This window comes from Pacificoceanicola niger (assembly GCF_048553275.1).
Taxonomy (GTDB): Bacteria; Pseudomonadota; Alphaproteobacteria; order Rhodobacterales; family Rhodobacteraceae; genus Pacificoceanicola.
This window is the reverse complement of the sequence record NZ_JBLZMW010000002.1, coordinates 31,085-57,745: the sequence shown is the minus strand read 5'-3', so window position 1 is coordinate 57,745 and position 26,661 is coordinate 31,085. Positions and strand designations below refer to the sequence as shown.

Sequence of the window (26,661 nt, the reverse complement as noted above, 5' to 3'; positions counted from 1 at the left end):
TGACTGCGTGGGCGCCGTCTTCGATGAGCCGCATCTTTTCGCGTAGCCCGGAACCAAATATTTCATGAATAACCTAGAGCTTTATCTCAACCATTTCGGCCTTCAGTCGCGACCTTTCTCTCTTACCCCGGACCCTGATTATCTTTACTGGACGCCGGCACATACCCGCGCCTGGACCCTGATGGAATACGGTCTTCTGACCTGCGCGCCGATCACATTGCTGACCGGCGAGGTCGGGGCGGGCAAGACAACACTGCTGCGCCATTTTCTCAACTCCGCCGATCCGCTGCTCAGGATTGGTCTTGTGGCCAATGCCCACGGCACCCGCGGCGAGCTCATGCAATGGGTGCTGCAGGCACTGGGACTGGAGATCGATCCGGGCGAGGGCTACGTCGCCCAGTTCGACCGGCTGCAGCAATTCCTGATCTCCGAATATGCCGCCGGGCGCCGCGTGGTCCTGGTCTTTGACGAGGCACAGAACCTGACCCGCGAGTCGCTCGAAGAGCTGCGCATGCTGACCAACATCAACTCCGGCTCCGATGAGCTGATGCAGCTGGTGCTGGCCGGTCAGCCGGAATTGCGCGACATCGTGCGCCGCCCCGACATGGCGCAATTCGCACAGCGCGTGGCGGTTTCCTTCCATCTCGGCCCGATGTCCGCCGAGGAAATCCGCGCCTATATCGCCCACCGCGTCTGCGTGGCGGGTGGCAAGCCGGACCTGTTCAGCGACGCGGCTGTCGCGCTGATCTACCGGATGACCGACGGGGTGCCGAGGCTGGTCAATCAGCTGGCCGAATTGTCGCTGCTCTACGCCTTCGGGGGCGCCGAGGAGCAGGTGAGTGAAAACAGTGTCCAGTCGGTTCTGGACGATGGTGTGTTCTTTGGCGCAGGTTCTTCGCCCCGGCTGGTTTCCACCGCGGAAGAGCGGGACGCGGGTATCGGTAAGAGGGCCGAGTAATGGATCTTGGGTATTATGTGCGCATTCTGCTGCGCAGGCTTCCCTGGCTGATCATCCTCGTTGGGATTGGTGGCGGGGCAGGGCTCTACTTTGCCATGACCCTGCCGCCGGTTTACGAAGCCAACGCGCGGCTTCTGGTCGAATCCGAGCAGATCCCCGATGAGCTTGCCGCCTCGACGGTGCAGACCGTCGCCACCGAACAGATCCAGATCATCGAACAGCGCATCCTGACGCGCGAGGTGCTGCTGGAGATGGCCAACCGGCTGGATATCTATGCCGACGAGCGGCAGATGCCAGCCAGTGACAAGGTCGCGGACCTGCGGGACCGGATCAAGATCTCGCTGCAGGGTGGGCGCAATCAGGCCACGCTCGTCACTGTCGGCTTCCGGGCTGACAAGGCGCAACAGGCCGCAACCGTCACCAACGAGGTGGTGACGCTGATTCTGAAGGAAAACGTGGCCATGCGGACCACGGTGTCCGGGCAGACGCTGGATTTCTTCACCCAGGAGGTCGACCGTCTTGGGCAGGAAATGTCGCGCCTGTCGGCGCGGATGTTGTCCTTCCAGGAGGAAAATCTCGATTCCCTGCCCGACAGCCTCGATTTCCGCCGCTCGCAGCAGGCCTCGGTTCAGGAACGGCTGGCGGCGCTCGACCGCAATGAAGACGCCCTCAAGGACCGGCGGAACCGGCTTGTCGAGCTGTTCGAGAACACCGGATCTGTGCCTGTTGCAGAAGACGGGCCGCAGCTCACGGTCGAAGCGCGGCAACTGCTGACGCTGAAGCGCGAATACGCCAATTCCGTTGCCGTCCTGTCGCTCGACAACCCGAAGATTGCCGTGCTGCGGGCGCGGATCGAAGCGCTTGAACGGGTTGTGGCGGAGCAGCAGAGCGAAGCCAGCCAGAACGGCGACACCGGGGCCGAGCCCATGGCGCCCCCGCCAACAGCGTTCGAGCTGCAACTGGCGGATATCGATGCGCAGATCGCGGCAACTGAGCGCCAGCGCGCCGAGCTTGAAAACCAGATGTCCGATCTGGTCGAAACCATTCAGGCCACGCCCGGCAACACCATCACGCTCGACGCGATGCAGCGCGATTACCAGAACCTGCAGGTTCAGTATAATCAGGCCGTGGCCAACAAGGCTCGCGCCGAGACCGGTGACATGATCGAAGCCCTGTCCAAGGGGCAGCGGATCAGCCTCGTGGAACAGGCCATCGCGCCGCAAAATCCGATCAGCCCGAACCGGCCCCTGCTGCTCGCTGGTGGTCTTGGCGGGGGGCTGTTCCTTGCCATCGCGCTGATCGCGCTTCTGGAATTCATGAACAGCGCCATCCGGCGTCCCTCCGAACTGGGGGACAAGCTGGGGATCGCCGCCCTGGCGACGGTGCCCTACATCGAAACCCGGCAACAGATCCGGCGCCGCCGCGTGGTCCGGGTCTCGGCCGTGGCCGTGGTGCTGTTGGTCGGGCTGGGCGGTGCGTGGTTTGTTGCAGGGCAGGGGCTGCCGTTTGGCAATGATCTTCTGCGGCGCATCCTGAGCCAGATCAATAATCTGAAACTCGCAGTGTTTTCCTGACACTCGCTATAACCCAGACAAGAGGCGCAGATGGAACGTATTCAGGCAGCCATCGCCAAAGCCCGGGCCGAGCGCCAGGGAAACAGGGAGATTGCCTCCCCGAACCGGGTTCCGGGCAACACCGGCGCTCATGATATCCGGGAGATGTGGAAGGCCTTGCCGACCCATCCGCTCGACCCCAAGCTCTCTGAACGCAATCGCATCGTCAGCAGCAACCATGGCGCCGAGAGCGCGGCCTTCGATCTGATGCGCACCCGCACGTTGAAGATGATGCAGGAAAACGGCTGGAAGCGCCTCGCCATCACCTCGCCGACGGCGGGCTGTGGCAAGAGCACGGTGGCGATCAATCTCGGCCTCAGCCTGACTCGCCGCGATGACGTCTCGGCGATCCTGATGGATGCGGACATGCGTCGCCCCAGCCTCGCGGATAAACTGGGCATCCGGCGCAATTACCTCGCGGCGGATGTGCTGCGCGGCGCGGCGGATTTCTCGGCCAACGCCTGCCGCATTTCGGAACGCTTTGCGGTCTCGACGAACGACCGCACCGTGCCGAACTCGTCTGATCTGCTGCAGGCACCGCTGGTCAGCGATATTCTTGACCGGATCGAAGCGGAGTATGCCCCAACCCTGATGATTTTCGATATGCCGCCGCTGATGGTCAACGACGACACCATCGCGTTTTTGCGGCATGTGGATTGCGCGATGCTGGTGGCGGCGGCCGAGCATACCTCGATCAAGGAGATCGACGAATGCGAGCGCGAAATCGCCTCTCAGACCAACATGCTGGGCGTGGTGTTGAACAAATGCAAATTCAACAGCGGCAATTACGGCTACGACTATTACTGAAGGGGGGGGCCTGTATCGGCCCTGAAACCACCCTTCGGACATGAAAAAAGGCGCCCGCTTGGGCGCCTTTTCAAATTCTGTCAGGAAAGTCCTGAATTCAGGCGGCTTTCTTGCGACGACGCAGGGCTGCGAGGCCACCCAGAGCGCCGACCAGCAGCAGGCCACCGGCCGGAAGCGGAACCGGAGCGATGTTCTGGAACGCACCTTCGGAGATTTGGAAGTCCAGGGAGCCAGAGGTCGGCGAAGAACCTTCATACATGCCGATGTAGTACGTGCCAGCACCGATGGTGGTATAGGCTGTGCCGGTATCGGGGTTGTACGAGGCGAACGCCGGGCTGGTCTGGTTGGTCACCAGGTTACAGCTTCCGCGGATCTCGATCAGCACGTTGCTGTTGTTACATGCGGAGGTCTGGATCGTCTGACGAGTGCCACCCTCACGCAGCAGTACAAAACCGGTATAGTCGCTGCCCGTGGGGCCCGAATATGCGGTGATGAAAACATTCGACGTCGTGTCGACGGTGAATTTCGCGTAGGCCGAGCTCGGAGCCGAAGACCAGTCAAACTCAACATTGGAGAATGTGCCATAGCTCGTCGCGGTGACTGTTCCACCGCCATTAGCTGCGGCCGAATCAATCGTGGTCAGGGCCTGAGCGCTTCCTGCGGCAAACGCGGAAAGGGCCAAAACCCCAAGAAATTTAGTAAAACCAACAGTCATTTTCTCAATCCCTTCTAACGGGCAGACGGCCCGCCGCAGAGGGCGACGGGACAAACATTAATAAATTGATAGCATTTCCCCACGGGATGCGCACCCGGTTTTTTTGATTTTCCGATACTTTTTGGGAGGTTCCGCATCGAGATGTGCCCTGGGTGCTGCATTTTTTTGCAAAAGGGGCGTTAAAGGCCGTTGTTTGGTCGTCTTGTTCAAGACCGCCGCCCCCTGGCGGCCTGTTGCAGCATCCATACGCCGCGCAAAAACCGCAGCCGGAGCAACGTGCCGAATCCCGCCAGCCGTTCCCGCCCCGAACCCAGCCGATCCGAGCGCAGGATCTTTGGTGCATGTGCCAGGGCCGACAGCGGCATGGCCAGCGCCCGCACGCCCCAGCGCAGCCGCCCGGCCGGATCATCGCCTTGCAGACCCCAGCTTTCTTCGGTCAGGCGCAGCCATTTGCGTCGCAGCGCCGCCCAATCCGACCGCGACGGATGCGAGACGCGCAGATCTTCCGCATAGACCAGCGCGAATCCGGCGGCGGTGGCGCGCTGGCACCAGTCGAGATCTTCCGACAGGCCGGCACGGAACCCGCCGATCTCATCGAACACCGCGCGGCGGGTCAGCAGGTTGGCAGTGACGGAAAAGCCCTTTTCCTCGATGTAGCGCCGGTTGTCGAAGGCAAAGACCGCCTCGAAGGCCTCCGCTCCGGAGCGCGGGGGCGGGGTTTCGTCAAAGACGGTCAGGCATCCGCCGACCAGTGCCGCGCGATCGCAGGCGGCGAAGGCGCACTCCAGCCAGTCCGCCTCCGGCAGGCAATCGCAATCCAGGAAAAACAGCCTGTCCGCCCGGGTTTCCGCGACCCCGCGATTGCGCGCCGGGGCGGCGCCCTTGTCGGCTTCGGTCACAAAACGCACCTGCGGCCAGCGGGCGATGAACTGCGGGGACAGGGCGGGATCGGACATATTGTCGACCACCACGACCTCAACCGCCACCTGCGCATCATCCAGCTGTGGGACCAACGCATCGAGACAGCGCGCCAGCCGCGTCTGGTCGTTGTAATGCGGAATGATGACGGCTGTGGTGGGGGTCACGGCAGCAGGCTCCTTCGCGCGGCCCCGGTCTCCGTGCGGCGCTCCACCCGGGACATCATATATATCTCTGCACGATGCGCTTGGAGACCACCGCCGGATTGAAGCGGTCCACGTCCTGCATCCGGTCCCGCAGGCTGCCGATCAGAATCGCGGTTTCGGCAAAGGTCGAATGACGCGAACAGATCAGATGATCGCAGCCCGCGAGAAGGTGAATGTCGATCAGGGCATTCTCCGCCTCGCGCTGTTTCTCGATCTCCGCCTGCGGCAAGTGCAGGCGGGCCCCGTCTTCCGGCAGGTACTTGTCGGTGAAATGGATGTCGCCATAGCGCTCGGCAAAGCGTTTCTGGATCTCGATATTGTCGGTGGCCAGGAAAATCCGCGCGCCCGGCTTCTTCGCAAGCGCCTTATCGAGCGCCGCCTCAAGCGGCTCCACCGGGATCTTGCGGTCGGTATAGCGCACGTGCACACCGATCAGCGGCCTCCCGAAACGCGCCCGATACGCCTCGACCGCCTCGCGCACACGCCGATTGGGGGTGAAGTAGCGTGCGAGATACTCCTGCAACAGGCTGTCTTCGGAACGCCCGCGAAAGCGCGCGTCGCGGCGCAGGTGTGAGGCGAGACGGCCGAACTTGGGCAGGTAGCACCAGAAGACCGCGAGATCCTCCGGCGCGTGGAGCCGCGTCAAATCGGTGCAGAAGCGGCGATAGACCCGGGCGCCGGAATGCAGCGCCGGATCGAGGCGGTCGATCAGATCGGTCGGGCTTTTGTCCAGATCGCCTTGCCAGACCGGCGGATTGACCGGCCCTGGATGGTCGTCAAACGCTTCGATTGGTGTGTCGATGGGGGTGTCGAACAGCAGAGGGTAGGCGTTGACACCTTCCGGCGCATAGCTGCCGTCGCGCCAGTCGATGATGGGTGCGCGGCCGGTCAGATCGGCGAAGATCAGCCCGCAAACCGCCGAGAGCATCCGGTTGCCAAGGCCGCCCTTGGCCTTGATGATCAGTGTCTTGTCCATGCTCTCGCTCATCCCTCTGCCTCAGTCGATGCCAAGGCTGCGCTTGATGTCGAGGTAGGTCTCGGCCAGGGCCTCGCGCGGGGCCCCGAACAGCCGGTCGATGGCGGGCCGTGCCGCCCGCATCCCGCGCAGATCCTCCGCCGCGCCCGTGTCGCCGCGCAGGGACTTCACCCAGGCCGTCAGCATGCGCAGGCGGGTATAGCTCTTGGTCTTGCGGATCGCCTCGGCGCGCTGCGCATCCGTCAACTTGCGGTCGGTGACATGCTTGGCCATGAGATAGGCGAGATTGGCCACTCCCATGGCGCCGAGCCCATAACGGTCGGCGCGCCCGCCGGGAAACCGGTGGTGATACACCTTTCCCTTGCGCGCGCCCACGACACAGCCGTGATCGGTCACCGCCCAGGAGGCATCGGTATCCTCAAACAGCGAATAGCCGCCAAACACCGGCTCAAAGCCCTCTGCCTTGATCGCCGCGGTGCGGAAGGTCATGCGAAAACCCGTCATCCACTCGACGTGGATGGCATCGATCTCTTCCATCCACGGCAACGCCGGGGCGCGATCGACCAGCGCCTTGCCGATCACCATGCGCGGATTGATGTCCGGCATGAGGCGGCCGATCTGCGTGCGCCACGGCACCGTCCTGGCCTCGCGGACATGGGCCTGTGACATCTCGTAGGCCGCCCCCTGCAAGGCACCGTCCGGCGGGGTCAGCGAAATGGCGGGATTGACTGCGGCGACCTTGCCCTCGGTGTCGCGTTCGTAGACCTCCATGATGGCGGCGCTGGTGCCGGGAAAGAACAGCGTGTCGTCATCGGGCAGGAAGACGATATCGGCGGTGACATGGGTCAGCCCGATATTGCGCTGCCGGGTCAGACCCTTTTCCGAATGCACCACGGTCACCGCGACATCGGAATGGCCGGCGGTCGTCTCGGCAACGACCTGCGCCACCGGGGCGTGATCGTCGGAGCTGTCGATCACGATCAACTGTTCAGGCCGCCGCGACTGTTCCAGCAAGAGCGGAATGGTCAGGGCCAGCGCATCGGGGCGGTTTCGGGTCGCGATCACGACGTCGAAGGTCAGGCGGTCGGGGGCTTTGGTGCTGGTCATGCTCGGAAATCCGGGGCGCGGTCCGGGAAGAGAGGGCGCATGCCCTCTCGCGTCCACGCGCCGGAGAAAGTCTCCATTACGTCATTCAATGCAAAGCGCCGACCGTGGCCAGCGGCCCTTGGAAAGGTCGATAGCGCGCGGCCCTCTCCGGCTCAACCCGGAATCCCTCCAAAGGGGCCGATCAGCGCCGCTTGCGACCGGGAGTGCTGTCATTCCGGTCAGAACCGCGAGCGGCGGGCCCGTTCCGCCCCGGCTCCGGCGCGAACCGGGAAAACCGTGTGCCACCTGCGCGCGGCCTGTCCATGGCGGTCTCCTCGGCCGCGACCTGCTGGCGATCGGAGGGCAGGGGGCCAGCCCCCCGCCGCCGCTCCGCCGCGCTTGACGCCTGCTCCGACGGCTTGGCCTCGACCGAGATCAGCCAGATCCCGGCCCCGAACATGAAGAAGACAAGCGAGAAGATGTTGCCCCAGACGTGCACCGTGGCCAGCGTGAAGCTGAGGCCGACGAAGGTGAACACCCAGGCCAGTCGGATGTTGGTGAGCCGCGCATCGCCGTTGAAATCACGGAACATGATCCGCAGGAGCGGGATGAAGATCCCCGCCGTCAGCATGAGAAAGGCCGGAATGCCGTAGCGCATGGCCATCAGAAGCCAGAAGTTGTCGACGCTGGCGCTGTACATGAACTCCGGACGCACCCAGTCGTTGAAGCCAAGTCCGAACAGTGGGTTCGCCCAGACGTTGTTCAGACCGTGCTCGAAGATCAGGCCGCGCCAGTACGCGGTGTTCGCGGAGAAGGTCGCATAGCTCATAAATACGCGGATCGGAGTACGGTTGGACAAAAGATCGATCGCGATATAGGCCAGCACCATCAGCCCCAGCAGGACCCACCATCGCTGCGGCACCTGGTTCAGCACCGTGCGCCACATAATCAAGCCAAGCAGCAGCAGCATGGCCAGCAGCGCCCCGCTCGACAGGGCAAGGCAGCCCGTGATCAGCATCAGGACCGAAATGATATATCGCCGACCCGTCGGCATATGCCCTTTCAGAGCCACGAAGGACATGGATAGCGCAACCGAACAAAAAAGGCCGAAGTGGATCGGGTGAGCAAAAACGGCCTGCACCCGGTCCAGCCCCATGCGCGCATTGCTGACGTTCGTTGTGATCGAATTCATGCCGGGCACCGCCGACAGGATATCACCGAGCAGCAGCCGTCCGGTCAGGGCCTCGATGAAGGCAAAGGGCATCAGGAAAAAGACCATGAACATCAGGTAGCGGCACAGTTGCAGGAACTGCTCAGGCGTGCGGATATACGCCCGCCCGATCAAATAGCCGCCCAGCATTTCCAAGGCAGTCGATCCCGTGTTCTCGACCGCCATGGAGGGGTTGTTCTTGACCAACGCCAGCATGCTCCAGAAGATAAACCCCGGAAACAGGATATCGGGCAGACGGATCCGTCCGAAATGCCCCATGTACGTCCGGATCAGCAACGGCACCGTCATGATCAAGGCCAGAAGCTTGAGATTGCCCATGGCAAGAGGACCCAGCCGGAAATACAGCGGCAGCAGGATGCACATCAGATAGGCCACCACAACGAGCGACAGGGGGTTGTGGTGCACCGCCTCACCCGGCGCAAAAGCCGTCCTCGATCGGATTTCGGTCACTGCCATGCCTGACTCATCCCTTTGGCTGCAGCCAGCTGGCGCCAAGGCCCGCGCCATCGAGGGCGCCGCCCTTGATATAGCGGAAATTGTCGAGATCGTCCGGATCGCCCTTCAGGGCGTTCACGAACAGCGCATCGTAGTAGTTCGACACCCCGCGCCGCTTGTCCTGGATCAGGGCATTGTCGCGCACGTCCCAACCGCCGAGCCGGCGCGCACCCGGCACCTTGGGCGCGACATTGCGCAGGATCTCGACGTTCTCGGATCGCTCATTCACGGTGATCTGCGGGTTGTACAACGGTGGATTGTCCAGTGGTCCTTCCGAGCGCGGATTGCGGATCAGGGTGTTGTTCCGGATTGTCAGGCCAAGGGTCTCGCCCACCGAGATTCCGTGCAGGTGGGCGTTGATGATGACATTCTCCTCGATGAGCATCTCGCGATAGAACAGCTCCCGCCCGGCGCGACCGGTGTCCACCTCTTCGTTGCGTATGAAGATGGACTGGGTAAAGGGGCCGCGACCGGAGTTCAGGAGGTTGTTGCGGATCACCACGCGCTCGGTGGGGCGCTTGGTGCGCGTCGTCCAGAACTGGATCATGTCCGGATGTCCCCGGTCCTCCGGGTTGCGCCGGAAGTCGGAGATATGGTTGCCCTCGACGCGCAGGTCCTGAACTTGGGCAAAATTCATCCCGTCGATGCGCAGGGAATGCATGCGGTTGGCCAGAACCTGTAGCTGTCGGCAATCGACGCAAATCAGGCCGGTACCGAAAGTGTGGAACAGGTTGCGATGCAGCACCGCCCTGTGACAGCGGGTGAGTCCCAGCGCAAAGCCCCAGCCGTAACCGTCCGCCGGCTTGCCGGTGCCGCGTGTGAAATCTCCCTCGAACAGGCAGTCGGAGATCACCGCGTCCGACGTGTCGAACAGGCTGAAGGCCTTGAAATTGTAATCATGCGTCTTGTCGTAGCTATAATCGAAGACGAGTTTCTCGAACGCGACATGGGCGCAGTTCCGCACCCGCAAGCGCCCGATTCGGGCCGGTTTTTCCGGGTCTGCCGAGGTCAGGAGGATCGGCGCGCCCGGTGCGCCGTGCCGGCCGCGCATTGCAACACGGGGATAGCGCCCCGGGGCAAGGCGCAGGGTCACGCCTACTGCAGCCCTCTGCAAGGCGCTCTTCAGCGCATCGGCACCGTCGACGTCAATCACCGTGCGGGCCGGGGTATCGGCCCATGGCCCGGTCGGAGGCAGGCAGACAAAAGCCGCCCCGAGGCCAAGGAAAGCCCGCCGTGTCGGTGTCATGCGGTGGGGAAGGGAATCAAAGGAATACATTGCGCCCAAGCGTCCGGTTCGGAAAATCATGCCCGAAGCCTACGGGATTTCGCGCACAACCGCCAGAATGGGCTTGCCGGACCGGGCTGCATTCAGGCGGCGCCGCCACCCGGGATCAGCGAAATCTCGCGCTGCGAGACCACCCGCGCCGGCGATCCCACCGCCACGGCCATCGCCGGGATTTCACCGCGCACCACGGAATGCGCCCCGATGATCGCGCCGTCTCCGATGCGCGCACCCGGCAATACCGTCACCCGCGTACCGAGCCAGACGTCGTTGCCGATCACCACGTCGGCCTCATCGCTGGCCTGATCGGTCACCGGCTGGCCGTCGTTGTAGCGATACCCGGCTGCCGTGATCATCACCTCGGGACCAAACAGCACGTCGTCTCCGATCACGACGCGCCCGGTTCCCGGCCCTGCCCAGATGATGCAGCGCGTCCCAATGCGTACGCGGGCGCCGATTTCGATACGTTCTGGATAGGAGAACCCCGCCGTCGGGCTGATCGACGGGTTCGGACCAAAGCGCACCTTGCGCAGCGGCGTTACGTGGGTGTGGTTATAGTAGTTCACCAACTTGACCAGATGCGCCCAGGCTCGCGGATCGAGGAGCCCCTTGATCAGCCGCCAGAGCCTTTGCCGCCGGGTCAGGCGCAATTTATGCGCCGGGGCGTCCTGCACCTCATTCATTGCGCTGTGCCTCCTTTATAACCCGCCAGCCAATCCCACCGCGTGGCCCAGATCTCGCGCCATTTCGCGGCGCTTTCGCAGTGCCGCGCCTTGCCCGAACGGGCCCGAATCCCGCTCGCCAAGCGCCGCAACCCGGCCCAGAGCCAGAGCATTGCCAACCCGAAAGGCACCAGCGCGGCAGGCCAGTGATCGCGGATCAGCGTTGCCCGGGCCTTGGCCACCATGAGCACCTTGCGCGCCACCTTGCCCGAGGCCGCGCCCACCAGATGCATGATCTCCGCGTCCGGCGTGATCGTCGGACGATAGCCTTTCGCCTTCGCCCGCAGGCACAGGTCCGCCTCTTCACCGTACATGAAATACTTCAGATCAAAGCCCCCGAGTTCCTCCCAAAGCGCGCGCGGGATCATCAGGAAGCAGCCCACGACGATGTCGACCTCGCGCACCGTGTCGCGCTTCCAGCCGCCCATGCCTTCGGGGTTGAACAGGGTGGTGTCGCGAAACGCCGCCGTCAGCCCGGTGGCGATGCAGAAGATCGACCACGGCGTGATGCGCATCCAGCAGGACGCCGCATTCAAAGACCCATCGGGAAAGACCGTGCGCCCCCCGGTGATCCCGGCCTGCGGGTTGGCCCGGGCAAAGGCCAGGAGATTGTCGATTGCATCCGCGTGCACCTCGGTATCGGGGTTCAGCAAAAGCAGCCAGTCGGTCCGCGCCTGTGCCGCCACGATGTTGTTGGCCTTGGCAAAGCCGTGGTTGTCGGTGCTGGCGATCAGCTCGACCTGGGGAAACTGTTCGGCCACGGCCTGCGCCGAGCCATCCTTGGAGGCGTTGTCCAGAACCACCACATGGGCCCGCGCCACATGGGTGTTTTCGAACAAGGTTTCGAGACATCTCAGCGTCAGATCGCGGGTGTTGTAGCTGACGATGATCACGGTCAGATCCGCCGGCGCCCCGGGCGTGCCGGTCAGCGCGGGCGGGGGAGCGGTTTTATCGCAAAAGGATTGGGGCAAAACAGGATCCGTCCAGAAAGAGTCATGCCTTCAACGCATCTGAGCCGCGTGAGGTCAAGACCTGCGGAAAACCGGCATAATGAGAATTATGGTAATACGATCCTGACAAAGGCCTCAGGGCGGCACATCCGATCCGCACCCTCTTCAGTCCTGCCCAAAAAACAGTCACATACGCTTATGGATCACCCAAACCGCCAACGCGCTATCTGGTGGTCTTCGGCGAAACCGCCTAAACCGCAGGCAAAGGGGCATCTTCAAGGCCCAAGGACCAATGCAGGAGAGCGAGCCATGACAAATTCGGGAATTACCCCGAAAATGCGCCTTGTTATCCTCAGTCTCAACTATGCTCCCGAGATCATTTCGACCGGCCTCTACAGCACCGGCATGGCCGAATACATGGCCCGGCACGGGATCGAGACACATGTGATCACGGCACGGCCCTATTACCCCGCATGGCGCACCTTCGACGGGTGGCGCAGCCCGTGGTGGAAGGCCCGCACCTCGGACAGCGGCGTGAAAATTGTGCACTGTCCGATCTATGTGCCCAAAAATCCGACTGGGGCCCGCCGCAGCCTGCATTACATCAGCTTCGCTGCCAGCGCCCTGCCGATCCTGCTGTGGAAGGCGCTGACCCGCCGCCCGGACGTGATGCTGATGGTCGCGCCCACGCTGATCTCCGCCCCCGGCGTGCTGACCGCCGCCAAGCTCGGCGGGTCCTCTTCCTGGCTGCACGTGCAGGATTTCGAGGTCGAGGCGGCATTTGCCACCGGTCTTCTGGAACCCGACAGCCGCGCCGGGCGCATCGCGCAGCGCTTCGAGGCCAACATGCTGCGCCGCTTTGACCGGGTCAGCTCGATTTCCGGGCGGATGCTGGCCAAGCTGCGCGAAAAGGGCCTGCCCGACGCGCGCATCACCGAATTCCGCAACTGGGCCGATCTGGGCCGTGTGCGCCCGCTGGAGGGCCCCTCGCCGCTGAAGGCCGAACTGGGGATCGAAACGCCCTATGTGGCGCTCTACTCCGGCAACCTCGCCAACAAGCAGGGCCTGTCGATCCTGCCCGAAATGGCCCGCCACCTGAGCCACCGCACCGATCTGACCATTGCCATCTGCGGCGACGGCCCGATGCGCGCGCAGCTGCAAGAGATGGCGGCGGACCTGCCGATGATGCGCTTCTTCCCGCTGCAGCCGATCGACCGGCTGGGCGATCTTCTGGGCATGGCGGACGTGCACCTTCTGCCGCAGATCGCCGGCGTGGCGGATGTGGTGCTGCCGTCGAAACTGACCAACATGCTGGCGTCGGGGCGGCCGGTGGTGGCCACGGCAGAGCCGGAGACGGCCCTCGCCCGCGAGGCCGAAGGCTGCGGCCACATGACCCCGCCGGGCGATGCCGAGGCCATGGCCCGCGCGGTCGAGGCCCTGCTGGACGATCCCGAACAGCGGCAGACCCTTGGCCAGACAGCCCGCGCCCGCGCGCTCGAACGCTGGGACATGGAAGCGATCCTGGGACGGGTAAAAGAGCAGTTGGAAGGGCTGCGGCGGGGGTAGCTACGCAGCCTCAACCGTGCCGGCATGGCCCCATGGCTCAGACCCACATTCAAATTCACGAAGACGACGTGGGCATGCGGGTCCTCTACCCCGCCGCCGCAGCGCCCGCTGTTCTGAACGATCTGGCGCAGGCACAGGCCGAGGCGGAAGCAAACCGCCTGCCCTCCGGGTTCTGGTCCGACGTCCATAGCATCAAGGAACCGGAAGAATCCTTCCGGAACAGCGGCCTGACCCTGAAGGACGCGAGCAGGGCACTCTGCCTGCTGCCGCGTATCCGGACCTTCAGCAGCGGCTATGGCGGGGACCTCTCCCTTGCGAGCGCGCCAGACGCGCAGTGTTATGGCTTCGGGGCGCACCTATACATCAAGCTGGAGGTAACGGAGGGCGCACTCGACGCGATCTGGTTCGATGTAACGCGCACCACCAAGGACGAGCGCTGCGCCCTGCGGGCGGGTCTCGAACGCCTGGACGCAGCAACCCCACTGGTGCTTGCGGATTACTGGATGAACATGGGCGGGCTGGTGCGCGATACGGCCTTCATGGACCGCTACTTCGCGGAACTGGCGGTCACTTCTGAACGGATGGCCAAGCCATCGCCCCCGCCAAGAAAACAAGGGAGCTGGATCATGAGGCTGCTGCGCCGGGGCTAAGCCTGTCCCTCCGGGCAAAAGCGCCAAAACCGCACACGCATTTCGCTACGGGCTTTTGACCTCTACAAGCCCTTGGTTTTGTTTGGCGTGAAGCGCAGGGACAAGACGACCGATTCAGGTGAAAAACGCGACCTGCTACATGTTGTGTCTTGGGTGGTGGCACGCCTCTTCAAACCGCTGTAATCGCGGTCCAGGACAGTGTTTTTGGCACACTTGTTCTGACAGGTGGCTTCTGCCCGTCGATAGCATCTGATGAACAACGCGACGAGAACCAACTGTAAACAGTTCATAGACTGTGGTTGGATGACATGTATTCGCGCCAAGAGGTATTCCGATGGGCATAAACCTAGCAAAGCAACTGGGCGCAGGCGTTCTGCTTGTACTTGGTACGCAACCAGGGCTGGCAATGGATAGCTGCCCGACGGACACATTTGATCTACGAGGTGAATGGTATTCGCCCATTCCGGGAAATGATCGGCCAGGCAACAGAACCCTCTTTCAACTGACACTGCCATCGATCGCGACTGGATCTGTTGGGTGTTACTGGGCTGATCATATCGCTGGCGGCTACCCTGCGGAGGAGGGCGAGGTTTACGATGCCTGGATCAGGGGCACATCAGAAGTCGAGGATTACATCGCGGTGGTCATTGCCCAACCTGGGTCGATTGTGAATGACATAGGTTCAGGTCGGTCCGGAGTTGCGTATGACGATGTCGTCTTTCACATAACTGTATCGACCGATGGCCTGACCAACGACTATTTCTCGCAGGCCCATAAAGGGGCACTCCCCGGGCGGCCGGGGCGCATGAGAACTGGCAACCCGGAATAGCGCCGCGAAACGTAATTTCGTTTTTGTTCGGAGAGCAGGGTCTGCTGATGCCACAAACCGCACACGGCACTTCCTCTGTGGCCAAAACTCGTATGTTTCTGCCATCGGAGCAAACCACCGTTTGCGGCTGTCTCAAGTCGGCATGATGCCCCTTGCAGATCATCGCGACCGGGCCTCCGGCGGCTCACCCGCCCCGCAAAACCGCCCAGCCTTTAACCAAGCCTCCCCGGCCTTACGCTGCATCTGCACACGCCCCCTTGCCCCTGCCCCGCCGCGCTTCGTACAAGCGTTCTGATTTCATTTGAACGCAAGGCCGGGTCGTGCGGCCGCGGACAGCCCAGAGAGACAGGACGACTTGATGAAAAAGGCTTTGATTACAGGTATCACCGGGCAAGATGGCTCCTACCTTGCGGAATTCCTCCTCGAAAAGGGTTATGAGGTGCACGGCATCAAGCGCCGCGCCTCGCTGTTCAACACCCAGCGGGTCGATCACATCTATCAGGACCCGCACACCACCAACCAGAATTTCCAGCTGCATTACGGCGATCTGACCGACACATCCAACCTCACCCGCATCATTTCCGAGGTAAAGCCGGACGAGGTCTACAACCTTGGCGCGCAGAGCCATGTGGCCGTCAGCTTCGAGGCGCCCGAATATACCGCCGATGTCGATGGCCTCGGGGCGCTGCGCCTGCTGGAGGCGATCCGCTTTCTGGGGCTGGAGAAGACCACGCGCTTCTATCAGGCCTCCACGTCCGAGCTGTATGGTCTCGTGCAGGAGATCCCGCAGCGCGAAACCACGCCCTTCCACCCGCGCAGCCCCTATGCGGTGGCCAAGCTCTATGCCTACTGGATCACGGTGAACTACCGCGAGAGCTATGGCATGTATGCCTGCAACGGCGTGCTGTTCAACCACGAGAGCCCGCGCCGGGGCGAGACCTTCGTCACGCGCAAGATCACCCGGGGCCTGGCCAATATCGCGCAGGGGCTGGAACAGTGCCTCTACATGGGCAACATCGACGCGCTGCGCGACTGGGGCCACGCCAAGGATTACGTGCGCATGCAGTGGATGATGCTGCAGCAGGACAACCCCGAGGATTTCGTCATCGCCACCGGCCAGCAGTACAGCGTGCGCGAGTTCATCACCTGGTCCGCGAGCGATCTGGGCCTGGAACTGGAATTCAGCGGGGAGGGTGTGGACGAGATCGCCACCGTCACCGCCGTGACCGGCGACAAGGCTCCGGCGATCAAACCCGGCGATGTCGTCCTGCGCATCGACCCGCGCTATTTCCGTCCCGCCGAAGTCGAGACGCTTCTGGGCGATCCGGCCAAGGCCAAGACCGTGCTCGGCTGGGAACCGGAGATCACCGCGCGCGAGATGTGCGCCGAGATGGTCGCGGACGATCTGCGGACGGCCAAGCGCCACGCCCTGCTCAAAGAGCACGGCTATGAGCTGCCGGTCAGCCTCGAAGGGTGACGCCGGAGGGACACGCGCGACGAGGGGCCGCTTGATGTTCAAGGCATCGAAACTGAGACAGCTCGCGACGCGGCTGCACAGCCAACCGGCCGTGCAACGCGCCAAGACCTTGCCCGGATTGGTGCCGTACCGGCTGGCCGACAAGCGGGCGCTCTCGGTCGATATCGCCGTCCCCATGGGCATGGGCGCGATCCTTGCCCATGCCATCCGCCTGCGGGCCTGGGCCGAGACCCGCGGCTACGGGCTGCGCATCCGCTCGACCTGTCCGCTCTACAGTGATGGCGCCGATCTCTTCGAACAGTTCTTTGCCCCGCAGCAGGGCGCGCCGGACGCGCCGCCGCTCGGGCCGCAGGCCTCGCGCTGGGTCCTGCGCAACGAAATGCCCCGGCACATCCCGCTGGATCAAAGCATTGCCATTGCCGCCGACCTTCTGCGCCCGAACGCGCGGCTGGAGGCCGCCATTTCCGAAGCGCGCGGCGGGCAGGATTTCGACATGGCGATCCACTATCGCGGCACCGACAAGGTGCTGGAGACCGGCGTCGCCCCGTTCGAAGAGCTTCTGACCGCCGCCGCCCCCTATCTCGAAGGCGCGCAAAGCGTCTTTCTCGCCACCGATGATGCGCCTTTCGCGGCCCGCATTCGCGCCGACTGGCCGGGGGTGCGTTTTGTCTCCTACGACCTCGGCGAGGTGGCCGCAGGGGTGCCCCGCCATTTCTCCGACCTGCCAGCAGAGCTCAAGGCGCAGGAAGCGTTGGTCAACATGGTCTGCATTGCCCGCACGCCCCTGTGCCTGCGCACCTCCTCTTACATGTCGTCCCTGTCGCGTATCCTGAACCCCGCGCACCGGACGCTGACCGTCAACAAATCCCTGACCCGGAACACCCCCTATCCGGAGCTTGAAATCCTCGAAGCGGAAACCCGCGAAGGCCCCCCACCCCGGCCCGGAACGGCCCAACCTTTGGACAGATCGCCATGACACAAGACCCGAGCAGCACCCGCATCTACATCGCAGGCCATCGCGGCATGGTGGGCGGCGCGATCCTGCGGCAGCTGGAGGCGCGCCGGGACGCGGGCGAAAACCTGACCCTGATCACCCGCACCCATGCGGAGCTGGATCTGACCAGTCAGGCGCAGGTGGCCGATTTCATGGCGACCGAGAAACCGGACGTGGTGATCCTCGCCGCCGCGAAGGTCGGCGGGATCATCGCCAACAACAGCTATCCGGGCCAGTTCATCTATGAAAACCTGATGATCGAGTGCAACGTGATCCACCAAGCCCATGCGAACGGCGTGCAGCGCCTGCTGCAGCTCGGCTCCTCCTGCATCTACCCCAAATTCGCCGAGCAGCCGATGCGCGAGGATGCGCTGCTGACCGGCACGCTGGAGCCGACGAACGAGCCCTATGCCGTCGCCAAGATCGCCGGGATCAAGATTTGCGAAAGCTACAACCGCCAGTATGGCCGCGATTACCGCTCCGTGATGCCGACGAACCTCTATGGCCCCGGCGACAACTTCCACCCGGAGAACAGCCACGTTCTGCCCGCGATGATCCGCCGCTTCCACGAGGCGAAAGAGGCCGGTCTGGACGAGGTGGTGATCTGGGGCACCGGCACGCCGATGCGCGAGTTCCTGCACGTCGATGACATGGCCGAGGCCTCGCTCTTTGTCCTCGACCTGCCGAAACCGGAGTACGACGCCAACACCGAGGAAATGCTCTCGCACATCAACGTCGGCAGCGGCACGGATGTGACGATCCTCGACCTCGCCCGGACCGTGGCGCGCGTGGTGGGATACGAAGGCCGGATCGCGACAGACCCGTCCAAACCCGACGGCACCCCGCGCAAACTCATGGATGTGAGCCGCCTCAAGGCCATGGGCTGGCAGGCGCGCATCGGTCTCGAGGACGGCATCGCGGAAACCTACGACTGGTTCCTCGCCCGCGATCTGGCAGAGTTGCGGCAGAAATGAGAGAAGCGGGATCACGAGGCCGACCCGGACGCCGCGCACCGCGCGGACGCAAGGTGCGACTATGATCCCCTTCTACCTGCTCAACTGCCTGGGCCTCGTGGTGGTCTACACCTCCGGAGGCGCGCACACGTTTGCGTCCATTCTGCTGGCAATCAGCTTCCTCGTCTCGCTGGCCTGTTTCTGCCACGCGGTCTTTGCCCGCAGTCTCTCGGCGGCCAGTTTCACCTACCTGCTCTATACGACCTATGGCTTTATCCTGGCCGGGCTGATGCAGGTGCGCAGCGACCGCTTCTACTGGATCAACAACTCCGTCCGGCGCGAGTTGATCCCCGATGCCGCGTTGGTGGTCTTCGTGACCACCCTGGCCTTCGCCATCGGCTATTTCGTCCAGGCCGCAAGCCACCGGCCCGCAACCGCAAAAGAGCTGTCCGGACCGAGCCCTGCCCAGGCGCGGCGCATCGCTGCGGCGACCTTTGCGGTCTGCCTCATCGCCGCGCTTTACCTGGCTCTCAACGTGCGCGGCTACGGCCTCTTTGCCTTCATCGGCACGCGCTACACCACCAGCCTCGCCCAGCGTATGAGCGCCGGGAGCATTTCGGGCATCGGCCTCGCCTTCACCCTGACCCGCGGGCTTGCCATCGCCTCGATCGTGATCTCCGGCTTCGTGCTGTTCCACATGCACATCCGCAATCGCTGGACCTATGCCGCTTTCGGTCTGGCCTGCATGACCATCGCCATCGCCAACTTCCCGCCCGCGCTGGCGCGCTACTGGCTGATCGCGACGGTATTGGCGGTGCTGATGAGTGCCGCGTCCGGCTGGTTCCTGCGCTGGAAGACCCTGCTCTTTGCCATCGCCCCCGTGCTGCTCTTCTTCTTCTTTCCACTCATGCAGAGCTACAACCGCAGATCCGAAACACTGAACTTCGAGTTCTCGCTGAACTCGCCGCTGGAGACCATGCTGCACGGCGATTACGACGGGGTGCAGGCGACAGTGAACGTCGTCGGCATGATCGGAGAAAGCGGGCTGAGCTTCGGCGGGCGGCTGCTCTCCTCCATTCTTTTCTTCGTGCCACGCTCGATCTGGAGCGGGAAATACCCGCCCACCGGCTCCGATGCCGCCGATGTCGCCGGTTTCAGCTTTCTCAACATCAGCGCCCCGTTGCCGACCGAGTTCTTCGCCGATTTCCACTACCCCGGCGCGATCCTCGGCATGGGTCTCGTCGGCTGGGCGGTCCGGGCGCTCGATGACATCTACGAAGAGGCGCGGATGCCGCTGATCGCCATGACGGCCATCCTCATCGCGGGCTTTGCTCCGATCATCGGGCGCGGGCCGCTGCTTGGCATCATCGCCGCCCCCGCCTCGGCGCTGTTCCTGCTCGGGCTGTGGTACGGGCTCTCCCGGCTGCGCTTCGGACACCGGCACGCGCGGTCGCGCAGCGCCCTGTCAGAACACCGCCCGTTGCGATGAAATCCGCCTGTTCCCTGACCACGCCGCAGCCTCTTCCGTCTTCTTCGCAGGTGCAGCACCTTTTCCCTTGCGCAAGCCGTCCGGGCCACACTAGGGCATAGGACAGACATTCATTCACGACGCCAACCGTCCCCGGAAAAGCCATTGGTCCCTGCAACGGCGCCAGCGCCAGAACCCCTGAACAGCGAGATCCACCGCGTCCTTGGCGCGGGCCTTTGCGTCGGCTGTGGCGGCTGTGCCGTCCGGGCCCCGGATGCCATCACCATGCGCCGCGACAACCATGGCGTGATGCAGGCCGTGATCACCGACGCGGACCGGCTGAGGGAAATCCCCGGCGGGATATGCCCCTTCTCCGGCGCCGCCCCCGACGAAGACACCCTCGGAGCGCAGGTTTTCGGCACCGAGACCCCTGCCGATCCCCGGCTCGGGCGGGTCCGGCGCAACTATGCCGGCTTTGCCGCCGAAGGGGATTTTCGCGACAAGGGCAGCTCCGGCGGCATGGCGACCTGGCTGGCCACCGAAGCGCTGCGGCAGGGGATGATCGATGCGGTGGTGCATGTGCACCCCGGCTCCGGCGAGGATCTCTTTGAGTTTGCCATCGCCCGCAGCGCGGCCGAGGTCCGGGGCGGCGCCAAGACACGCTATTACTCGGTCAGCTTCGATACCGCCCTGCGCGAGGCGCTGCAGACCAGCGAAAAGATCGCCTTTGTCGGCGTGCCCTGCTTCGTCAAGGCGGTGCGCAGCCTCGCCGCCCGTGATCCGGCGATTGCCAAAAAGATCGCCCTGACGTTGGCCATCATCTGTGGCCACATGAAAAGCACCGGGTTCGCGCAAAGCCTTGCCTGGCAGGTCGGGGTAGAACCCGATGACATCGCGGCAGTGGATTTCCGGGTCAAGCGCCCGGGCCATTCGGCCAAGCTCTACGGCTTTTCCGCCACCTCGAAGGCCAGCGGCGAGACCCACATGAAACCCATGGGCCAGCTTGCCGGGCGGCGCTGGGACGGCGGGTATTTCCGGCTCAAGGCCTGTGATTTTTGTGATGACGTGGTCGGCGAGACTGCGGATGTCTCATGCGGCGATGCCTGGCTGCCGCAATACGACAGCGACCCCGGCGGCACCAACGTGGTCATGGTGCGCGATGCCCGCGTCGAGCGCCTGATCGAGCAGGCCCGCGCCGAGGGCCGCCTTGCGCTGGACGATCTGACCAATGACACCGCCGCCGCCTCGCAATCGGGCGGTTTTCGCGACCGACGCGACGCGCTGGCCTACCGGCTCTGGCGCGCGGAGAAAACCGGGCAGTGGTACCCGGACAAGCGCGTCAAACCCGGCGTGGCGCATATCGGCGGCATGCGGCGGCTCATGTACCGGGTCCGGCAGATCGTGCGCCAGCGCAGCTTTGCCAGCCTGCGCCTGAGCAAGGCGCTCGGCACCATTGCCCCCTACCGGATCGAGATGACCGCCTGGCACAAGTTTCAGGTCCTGCTTGGCATGGCCGAACAGCGCATCAGCCGGATATTCCCCCCGAAATCAAAGTCCTGAGAGAATTTCCCCGCCCATGGCTTCCAAGAAAATCGTCTTCTCCTACCAACTGCTCAGCAACATCGGCTGCGAGATCATCATCCGCGGCTCCATCGCCTTCCTGACCCGCGCCTTCCCCCGGCACGATCTGCGCTTTGTCGTCTCCAGCTATCATCCGGAGGACGACCGCGCGCTGCTGTCGGACCTGACGAATGTGACGGTGGTGCCGATGCTGGAGCGCAAACGCTACCTGCGCGGGGTGCTGCGCAAGACCGGGCTGTTCATCTCGCACTGGACGCCGCGCTTTGCCTCGAAACACGCCCGCGATGCGGATCTGTTCGTTTCGGTCGGCGGCGATATCTACACCATGTTCGGCGATGCCCTGCCCGAGGATTGGCTCGGCTTCGAGAGCTACGCCACGCGGCGCGGCATCCCGATCATGATGTTTGGTGCCAACATGGAGCGCTTCGAGGTGCTTTCGGAGGCCGATCGCAAGACCCTGCTGGATCATCTGAAGCGCTTCAAACTGCTGGTGGTGCGCGACAAGGGCACCGCCGACTACATCGCCGGTCATGGCATCGAGGAGAACACCGAAGTCTTCCCCGATCCGATCTTCTCCCTGCGTCCGCACACCACCACCCGGCGGCAGACGATCAAACGCGTCGGCATCAACTTCACCCCCTTCCTGGTCAAGGAATTCGGCGAGGCGATGGTCAGCCGCTTTGCCACGCTGACCGCCGATCTGGTCGCCGCGGGCTATGCCGTGGATTTCATCCCGCATGTGCGCTCGCAGGCCGGGGTCTCGACACAGGACGATCCGGCCGCGCTGGAGGCGCTTTACGCGGCGCTGCCGCCGGAGGTCGCCGCAAAGGTCAGCGTCTACCGGGGCGAGATGTCCTTTGCCCGGATTGCCGACGTCATCGACAAGGTCGACCTCTTCGTCGGGGCGCGCATGCATGGCTGCCTCAATGCGCTGACGCTGGGCAAGGCGGTGTATTTCGTCGCCTACAGCCGCAAGGCCCACACCATGGTGAACTGGCTCAAGGCCGAAACCCCCTTTGCCGACGTCGAACAAAGCTTCTGCGTCGTGGACGGCGACAAGACCGACATGGCCAGCGTGCAACAGCTGATCACAGCGCATGACGCCTGGGCCGGAGCGTCGCAGACCCCGGTGGAGATCGACACCGACGGATACCTGCAGGGCCTGCCGGTCTGGAACCACGTGGCGCGCGCGGTGGACCTCTGAGCACCATGACCGAAGAACCCCAAAAACCCCAGGCGCAAAGCTCGGGACGCACCGCCGCGCATGGCATGGCCTGGACCGCGCTGTCCCTGATCATCTCCAAGGGGCTGTCCTTCGTCAGCCAGATCGCGCTTGGCTATCTGCTGGCGGTGGAGACCTACGCGGTCTTTGCCCTGCTCACCACGGCACTGATCTTCGTCAACGGCTTCCAGAACTCCGGGGTCGGCAAGGTGTTGATCTCGAAACACGACGAACTCGAAGAGCTGCTGCCGACCTATTCCGCCTTTGCGCTCTGGCTCGGGCTGATCGGCATGGCGATCTTCCTCGTGGTGGGGCTGGTGTTCGAGCAGATCTACGAGATCCGGCCACTGTTCTGGATGATCGCGCTGGCCGGTCTCAGCCTGCCGCTCAAGGCGATTTCGACGATCTACATCGCCACGATGAGCATCGACTACCGCTTCCGCGACATCAGCCTCATCGAGGTCAAACGCTCGTTCTTCTACTACGCGGTGCTCGTCGGGGCCGCGGCCCTCGGCAGCGAAGGCTACACCATGGCGGTGGCGATGGCGGCTGCGGGGGGCTTTGCCGTCTGGCTCATGAAACGCAGCGCGCCGAAAACCAAGATCAGCTGGCGCCTCGCGCCGCGCACCTTCCTGCGGATGCTGGTCGAGCTGCGCTGGGTGCTGATCTCCGCCTTCCTCATGGCGCTCGGCATGAACGGCGACTACCTGGTGCTCGGCGACATGCTGAGCCCCGAGGAACTGGGCTATTACTATTTCGGCTTTGTCGTTCTGGTGAACCTGACCACGATGATCTCGGTCGGGCTCAACCAGACCCTGCTGCCGCTGTTCTCCAAGCTCAAGCATGACATGCCACAGCTGCGCCGTCAGTACCTGCGCATCGGTGGTGCGACCACGTTGCTGATGAGCCTGCTGTGCATTGCCGTGATCGGCTTCGGGCCCACGATGATCCACCTCGTCTGGGGCGGCAAATGGGACCCCAGCATCATGGTCATCGTCACCGTCGCCGTGGCGTTGCCGATCCGGCTCATGTCGAACCTTGCCGGGGTTGTCTTCGAATCCCAGGGGGCGTGGGGCTGGCGCCTGACGGTGCTGCTCTGGGATGCCAGCTTTGTCGTGTTCTGCGCCTGGATCGGGGCGACCCTCGGCGGCATGAACGGCGCCGCCGCGGCGGTCGCCGGACAGCGGCTGTTCAGCGGCCTGCTGGCCTTCCCGCTGGCGGCGCGGCTGATCGGCCTCTCCATGCCCCGGGTCGGCGGCTTCTTTGCCCGCTGCTTCACCATCTATCTCGCCATCGTCGCGGTCCTGCTGATGATCGACCCGTGGCGGCATGTCACCATGCACGAGGACGCCGCGATCCTGCTATCCCTGACAGAGACTATCGTGGCGGCTCTCGTCTTCCTTGCCGCGAACTGGATGATCAACCGCGAACTGGTCACCGCCATGATCTCTCTGATCCGGCGGCGCAAACCCGCATGAGCGCCGCCGCCCCTGATCCCAAACACCTGCTGCTGCTGGTCGAGGGCGGCGAGGGCTATGGCGTGATGCGCGTCTGGGAGGCGCTGGTGCGCGGCCTGCCCCCGCACGGCTACCGGCTGAGCGTCGTGCTGCTGAGCGACAACCCCGCGCTGTGCCGCCGCTGGGAGGCGCGCGGGATTACCGTCTTCGCGCTGCCCGCCCCGACACCGGTGCCCGGCGATGGCGCCCTGGGCAAGGCGCGGGCGCTGGCGGCGCGGGGCGCCTCGCAACTGCGCCTCGCCCGGCGTCTCGCCCGCGAGATCCGGGCGCGCGGCATCTCCGGGATCATTCTGCAAAGCCCACTGGCCACGCTGCTCGCCGCAATGGCGGCACGGCGGTCCGGCACCCGGGCCTTCTGGATGATGCCCAACACCATCGGCAGCGGCTATCCGCTCGATCTGAACCGGCGCATCTATCGCGCGCTCTTTCACCTCGGCCCGCTGATCCCGGTGGCCAATTCGCATCACACCGATGGCTCGCTCGGCCCCGGAACCTACCCCCGCCACGTGCTGCATCTCGGCATCGACACTGCCACCTTCGCGCCGGGGCAAGGCACCGGGACATTGGACCGCGCCGCCCTCGGCATCCCCCCTGGCGCACCGCTTTTTGGCCTGTTCGCCCGGATGACCCCGAACAAGGGGCAGATGGTGCTGATCGACGCGCTGGCGCTGGTGCCGGGCGCGCATCTACTGATCTGCGGCGGCCCGCTGGACGGCGACTTTGGCCAGCAGGTTCAGGCGCGCATCGCCGAACTGAACCTGTCGGACCGTGTCCACCTGCCCGGCCCGCAATCCGATGTCATCCCCTGGCTGGCGCTGTGCGATGTGGCGCTGAACACCCGGCTGGACCCGGAGCCTTTCGGCCTGTCGGTGATCGAAGCCCTGGCCATGGGCAAGCCGGTTCTGGCGCATGGCGCGGGCGGCCCGTCGGAAACCATCCTGGATGGCGAAACCGGCTGGCTGATGCAGGCGCCGACCGTGGAGGCCTTCGCCGCCGGGCTGCGCCGGGCGCTGGACGACCGGGCCCGCTGGCCCACTATGGGCCGCGCCGCCACCGCGCATGTCCGCGCGCATTTCTCCGAAGACGCCATGCTGGACGGGCTGATGGCGATCCTCGAAGACCGCCCCTGAGTCAGTCCTCGCACGGCTCCCGCGCGCCGAGATCCCGCAGCGGATTGCCCGCACACAGCCGCCCGGGCCCCACATCCTTCAGCACCAGGGACCGCGCCCCGACCACCGTGCCCTCACCGACCGTCACCCCCGGTCCAACGAAACAGCCCGCCGCGATCCAGGCCTCGGCCCCGATCCGCACAGGCGCGCATGCGTAGCGAAAATCAAGCTGACTGTGATCGTGCGATCCGGTGCAGAGGTAGCAATCCTGCGAGACACAGGCGTTTGCGCCGATCTCGATGGTTTCGAGCGAATAGAGTTCGGCCCGGTCGCCGATCCACACATTGTCGCCCACCGTCACCTTCCACGGATAGGTGACACGGGCCGAAGGGCGGATCTTCACCCCCTGCCCCACCGTCGCGCCGAACCGCCGCCACAGCCAGACCCGCCAGCCATGCAGCGGCTGTGGCGACAGGCCGATCAGCACCGCCTGCACGATCCACCACAGCTGCACATACAGCCCCGATCGCCCGCGAAACCCTGCGGGCACACGAAATCGGGACAGATCCTGATACTTTGCCATGACGAAGCCGCCCCGCTTTTTCCAAGCTTTGGGCGGCCTCGCAACCTTAACAATTCCTGGCATCGGGCAACCCGTGCTTCTCTTAGCACATTCCCGAACCGGGGCCAGCGTCAGGCGATGAATTCAACCTCGACGAAGAGCGTGGAGCCCTGCTGGACCACATCCCCCTGCCTGTTGCGCAACACCAGGCGCTCGTTGCCCGCCGGGACCACATAGCAGGTCGGCAAATCGATCGACCAGGCCACGTTGAGCGGCGGCACGCCGCTGGTTCCGGCGATCACCGTTCCGGCCCCGTCCTCCACGACAAAGTCGGCGCTTTGTGTCGAAGACAGCAGACCGGCGTTTCGGAAGGTGACACGCGTCACCAGCGCGCCCGCAGGCAGCGTCGCGGCGAAGGTGCCGGTCGCCAGCGGCGTGCCCCGCCCCCCGGTATCGCGGAAGACAAACGAGCGCTTGCCGAAATGGCTGTTCATCGCATAGCGCGCGCCAAAGACCGCGTCCCAAACGACAATCTCGCCATTGTTGCTGTTCGCACCGGTCGAGCGGCAGCGATCCAGCTCCACCAGCCATGTGCCGCCCAGAACGCCACTCGCACGATCGAAGATCAGGAAATCATCCGGCGCCGCATGATCCATCTGACATTGGGCATAGCGTGCATTGTGTTCGTAATCCTGCGAGCCGCTGGCGTTGAAATATTTATGCTGGCCGATCACGAAGCAGTTGTCGAACAGAACCATCGGCCCCGCCATTCCC

Annotated in this window: 23 protein-coding genes; 13 read left to right on the top strand and 10 right to left on the bottom strand. The window is 64.1% G+C overall.

Going from position 1 to position 26,661, the window contains the following annotated elements:
- Nucleotides 1-64: 64 nt before the first annotated feature.
- The 3 genes from ACN2XU_RS02885 to ACN2XU_RS02875 are packed head-to-tail and all read left to right on the top strand — an operon-like array spanning nucleotide 65 to nucleotide 3,378.
- Nucleotides 65-958 carry an ExeA family protein gene (locus ACN2XU_RS02885; protein ID WP_419408895.1) on the top strand — a complete coding sequence of 298 codons (894 nt, stop codon included), beginning with the start codon at nucleotides 65-67 and terminating at the stop codon, nucleotides 956-958.
- Entirely contained in the window at nucleotides 958-2,532 is a 1,575-nt protein-coding gene (locus ACN2XU_RS02880) for a GumC family protein (protein WP_419408894.1), read from the top strand. The genes ACN2XU_RS02885 and ACN2XU_RS02880 overlap by 1 nt, the downstream gene beginning before the upstream one ends.
- A 30-nt stretch (nucleotides 2,533-2,562) precedes the next feature.
- Nucleotides 2,563-3,378, top strand: coding sequence for a CpsD/CapB family tyrosine-protein kinase (locus ACN2XU_RS02875; RefSeq protein ID WP_419408893.1), 816 nt, complete (start codon nucleotides 2,563-2,565; stop codon nucleotides 3,376-3,378).
- A gap of 97 nt (nucleotides 3,379-3,475) precedes the next feature.
- On the opposite strand, the gene ACN2XU_RS02870 is transcribed toward ACN2XU_RS02875, so the two are convergent.
- The 8 genes from ACN2XU_RS02870 to ACN2XU_RS02835 all read right to left on the bottom strand — a co-directional run bounded on the left by ACN2XU_RS02870 (nucleotide 3,476) and on the right by ACN2XU_RS02835 (nucleotide 11,980).
- Nucleotides 3,476-4,093 (bottom strand): VPLPA-CTERM sorting domain-containing protein, encoded by a 618-nt coding sequence (locus ACN2XU_RS02870; RefSeq protein ID WP_419408892.1) that lies wholly within the window; start codon nucleotides 4,091-4,093, stop codon nucleotides 3,476-3,478.
- A 206-nt stretch (nucleotides 4,094-4,299) separates the two neighbouring features.
- Nucleotides 4,300-5,178 carry a glycosyltransferase family 2 protein gene (locus ACN2XU_RS02865; protein WP_419408891.1) on the bottom strand — a complete coding sequence of 293 codons (879 nt, stop codon included), beginning with the start codon at nucleotides 5,176-5,178 and terminating at the stop codon, nucleotides 4,300-4,302.
- Between the two features lie 55 nt (nucleotides 5,179-5,233).
- A complete protein-coding gene (locus ACN2XU_RS02860) occupies nucleotides 5,234-6,193 on the bottom strand; it encodes a NodZ family protein (protein ID WP_419408890.1) in 960 nt (319 codons plus the stop codon).
- A gap of 21 nt (nucleotides 6,194-6,214) precedes the next feature.
- Nucleotides 6,215-7,300 (bottom strand): glycosyltransferase family 2 protein, encoded by a 1,086-nt coding sequence (locus ACN2XU_RS02855; RefSeq protein WP_419408889.1) that lies wholly within the window; start codon nucleotides 7,298-7,300, stop codon nucleotides 6,215-6,217.
- 181 nt (nucleotides 7,301-7,481) lie between these two features.
- Nucleotides 7,482-8,966, bottom strand: coding sequence for an O-antigen ligase family protein (locus tag ACN2XU_RS02850; RefSeq protein WP_419408888.1), 1,485 nt, complete (start codon nucleotides 8,964-8,966; stop codon nucleotides 7,482-7,484).
- Nucleotides 8,967-8,973: 7 nt separating this feature from the next.
- Complete coding sequence (locus ACN2XU_RS02845) at nucleotides 8,974-10,281, bottom strand: right-handed parallel beta-helix repeat-containing protein (protein ID WP_419408887.1); 1,308 nt, start codon at nucleotides 10,279-10,281, stop codon at nucleotides 8,974-8,976.
- A gap of 92 nt (nucleotides 10,282-10,373) precedes the next feature.
- Nucleotides 10,374-10,970 (bottom strand): acyltransferase, encoded by a 597-nt coding sequence (locus ACN2XU_RS02840; RefSeq protein ID WP_419408886.1) that lies wholly within the window; start codon nucleotides 10,968-10,970, stop codon nucleotides 10,374-10,376.
- Nucleotides 10,967-11,980 carry a glycosyltransferase family 2 protein gene (locus ACN2XU_RS02835; protein ID WP_419408885.1) on the bottom strand — a complete coding sequence of 338 codons (1,014 nt, stop codon included), beginning with the start codon at nucleotides 11,978-11,980 and terminating at the stop codon, nucleotides 10,967-10,969. Before ACN2XU_RS02835 ends, ACN2XU_RS02840 begins: the two co-directional genes overlap by 4 nt.
- Nucleotides 11,981-12,268: 288 nt before the next feature.
- Here ACN2XU_RS02835 and ACN2XU_RS02830 point away from each other — a divergent pair, with 288 nt between their 5' ends.
- The 10 genes from ACN2XU_RS02830 to ACN2XU_RS02785 all read left to right on the top strand — a co-directional run bounded on the left by ACN2XU_RS02830 (nucleotide 12,269) and on the right by ACN2XU_RS02785 (nucleotide 25,346).
- Complete coding sequence (locus ACN2XU_RS02830; RefSeq protein WP_419408884.1) at nucleotides 12,269-13,525, top strand: WcaI family glycosyltransferase; 1,257 nt, start codon at nucleotides 12,269-12,271, stop codon at nucleotides 13,523-13,525.
- 32 nt (nucleotides 13,526-13,557) lie between these two features.
- The gene (locus tag ACN2XU_RS02825) at nucleotides 13,558-14,175 is read left to right on the top strand and encodes a hypothetical protein (protein WP_419408883.1); all 618 of its coding nucleotides are present in this window, start codon (nucleotides 13,558-13,560) and stop codon (nucleotides 14,173-14,175) included.
- A 1,187-nt stretch (nucleotides 14,176-15,362) separates the two neighbouring features.
- Nucleotides 15,363-16,481 carry a GDP-mannose 4,6-dehydratase gene (gmd, locus tag ACN2XU_RS02820; RefSeq protein WP_419408882.1) on the top strand — a complete coding sequence of 373 codons (1,119 nt, stop codon included), beginning with the start codon at nucleotides 15,363-15,365 and terminating at the stop codon, nucleotides 16,479-16,481.
- A gap of 34 nt (nucleotides 16,482-16,515) precedes the next feature.
- Nucleotides 16,516-17,457, top strand: coding sequence for a hypothetical protein (locus tag ACN2XU_RS02815; RefSeq protein ID WP_419408881.1), 942 nt, complete (start codon nucleotides 16,516-16,518; stop codon nucleotides 17,455-17,457).
- Nucleotides 17,454-18,449 carry a GDP-L-fucose synthase gene (gene fcl / locus ACN2XU_RS02810; RefSeq protein WP_419408880.1) on the top strand — a complete coding sequence of 332 codons (996 nt, stop codon included), beginning with the start codon at nucleotides 17,454-17,456 and terminating at the stop codon, nucleotides 18,447-18,449. Before ACN2XU_RS02815 ends, fcl begins: the two co-directional genes overlap by 4 nt.
- Nucleotides 18,450-18,510: 61 nt before the next feature.
- A complete protein-coding gene (locus ACN2XU_RS02805) occupies nucleotides 18,511-19,917 on the top strand; it encodes a hypothetical protein (RefSeq protein WP_419408879.1) in 1,407 nt (468 codons plus the stop codon).
- A gap of 144 nt (nucleotides 19,918-20,061) precedes the next feature.
- Nucleotides 20,062-21,456, top strand: a complete 1,395-nt coding sequence (locus ACN2XU_RS02800) for a Coenzyme F420 hydrogenase/dehydrogenase, beta subunit C-terminal domain (protein ID WP_419408878.1) — start codon at nucleotides 20,062-20,064, stop codon at nucleotides 21,454-21,456.
- 16 nt (nucleotides 21,457-21,472) lie between these two features.
- Nucleotides 21,473-22,681, top strand: coding sequence for a polysaccharide pyruvyl transferase family protein (locus tag ACN2XU_RS02795; RefSeq protein WP_419408877.1), 1,209 nt, complete (start codon nucleotides 21,473-21,475; stop codon nucleotides 22,679-22,681).
- A 5-nt stretch (nucleotides 22,682-22,686) separates the two neighbouring features.
- The gene (locus tag ACN2XU_RS02790; RefSeq protein ID WP_419408876.1) at nucleotides 22,687-24,177 is read left to right on the top strand and encodes an oligosaccharide flippase family protein; all 1,491 of its coding nucleotides are present in this window, start codon (nucleotides 22,687-22,689) and stop codon (nucleotides 24,175-24,177) included.
- Nucleotides 24,174-25,346 (top strand): glycosyltransferase family 4 protein, encoded by a 1,173-nt coding sequence (locus ACN2XU_RS02785; protein WP_419408875.1) that lies wholly within the window; start codon nucleotides 24,174-24,176, stop codon nucleotides 25,344-25,346. The genes ACN2XU_RS02790 and ACN2XU_RS02785 overlap by 4 nt, the downstream gene beginning before the upstream one ends.
- A 1-nt stretch (nucleotide 25,347) precedes the next feature.
- On the opposite strand, the gene ACN2XU_RS02780 is transcribed toward ACN2XU_RS02785, so the two are convergent.
- Both ACN2XU_RS02780 and ACN2XU_RS02775 read right to left on the bottom strand, forming a co-directional pair.
- On the bottom strand, nucleotides 25,348-25,908 hold the full coding sequence (locus tag ACN2XU_RS02780; RefSeq protein WP_419408874.1) for a WcaF family extracellular polysaccharide biosynthesis acetyltransferase: 561 nt from the start codon (nucleotides 25,906-25,908) through the stop codon (nucleotides 25,348-25,350).
- A 110-nt stretch (nucleotides 25,909-26,018) separates the two neighbouring features.
- Nucleotides 26,019-26,661 (bottom strand): hypothetical protein (locus ACN2XU_RS02775; RefSeq protein ID WP_419408873.1); only part of this gene is annotated, 643 nt, incomplete at its 5' end.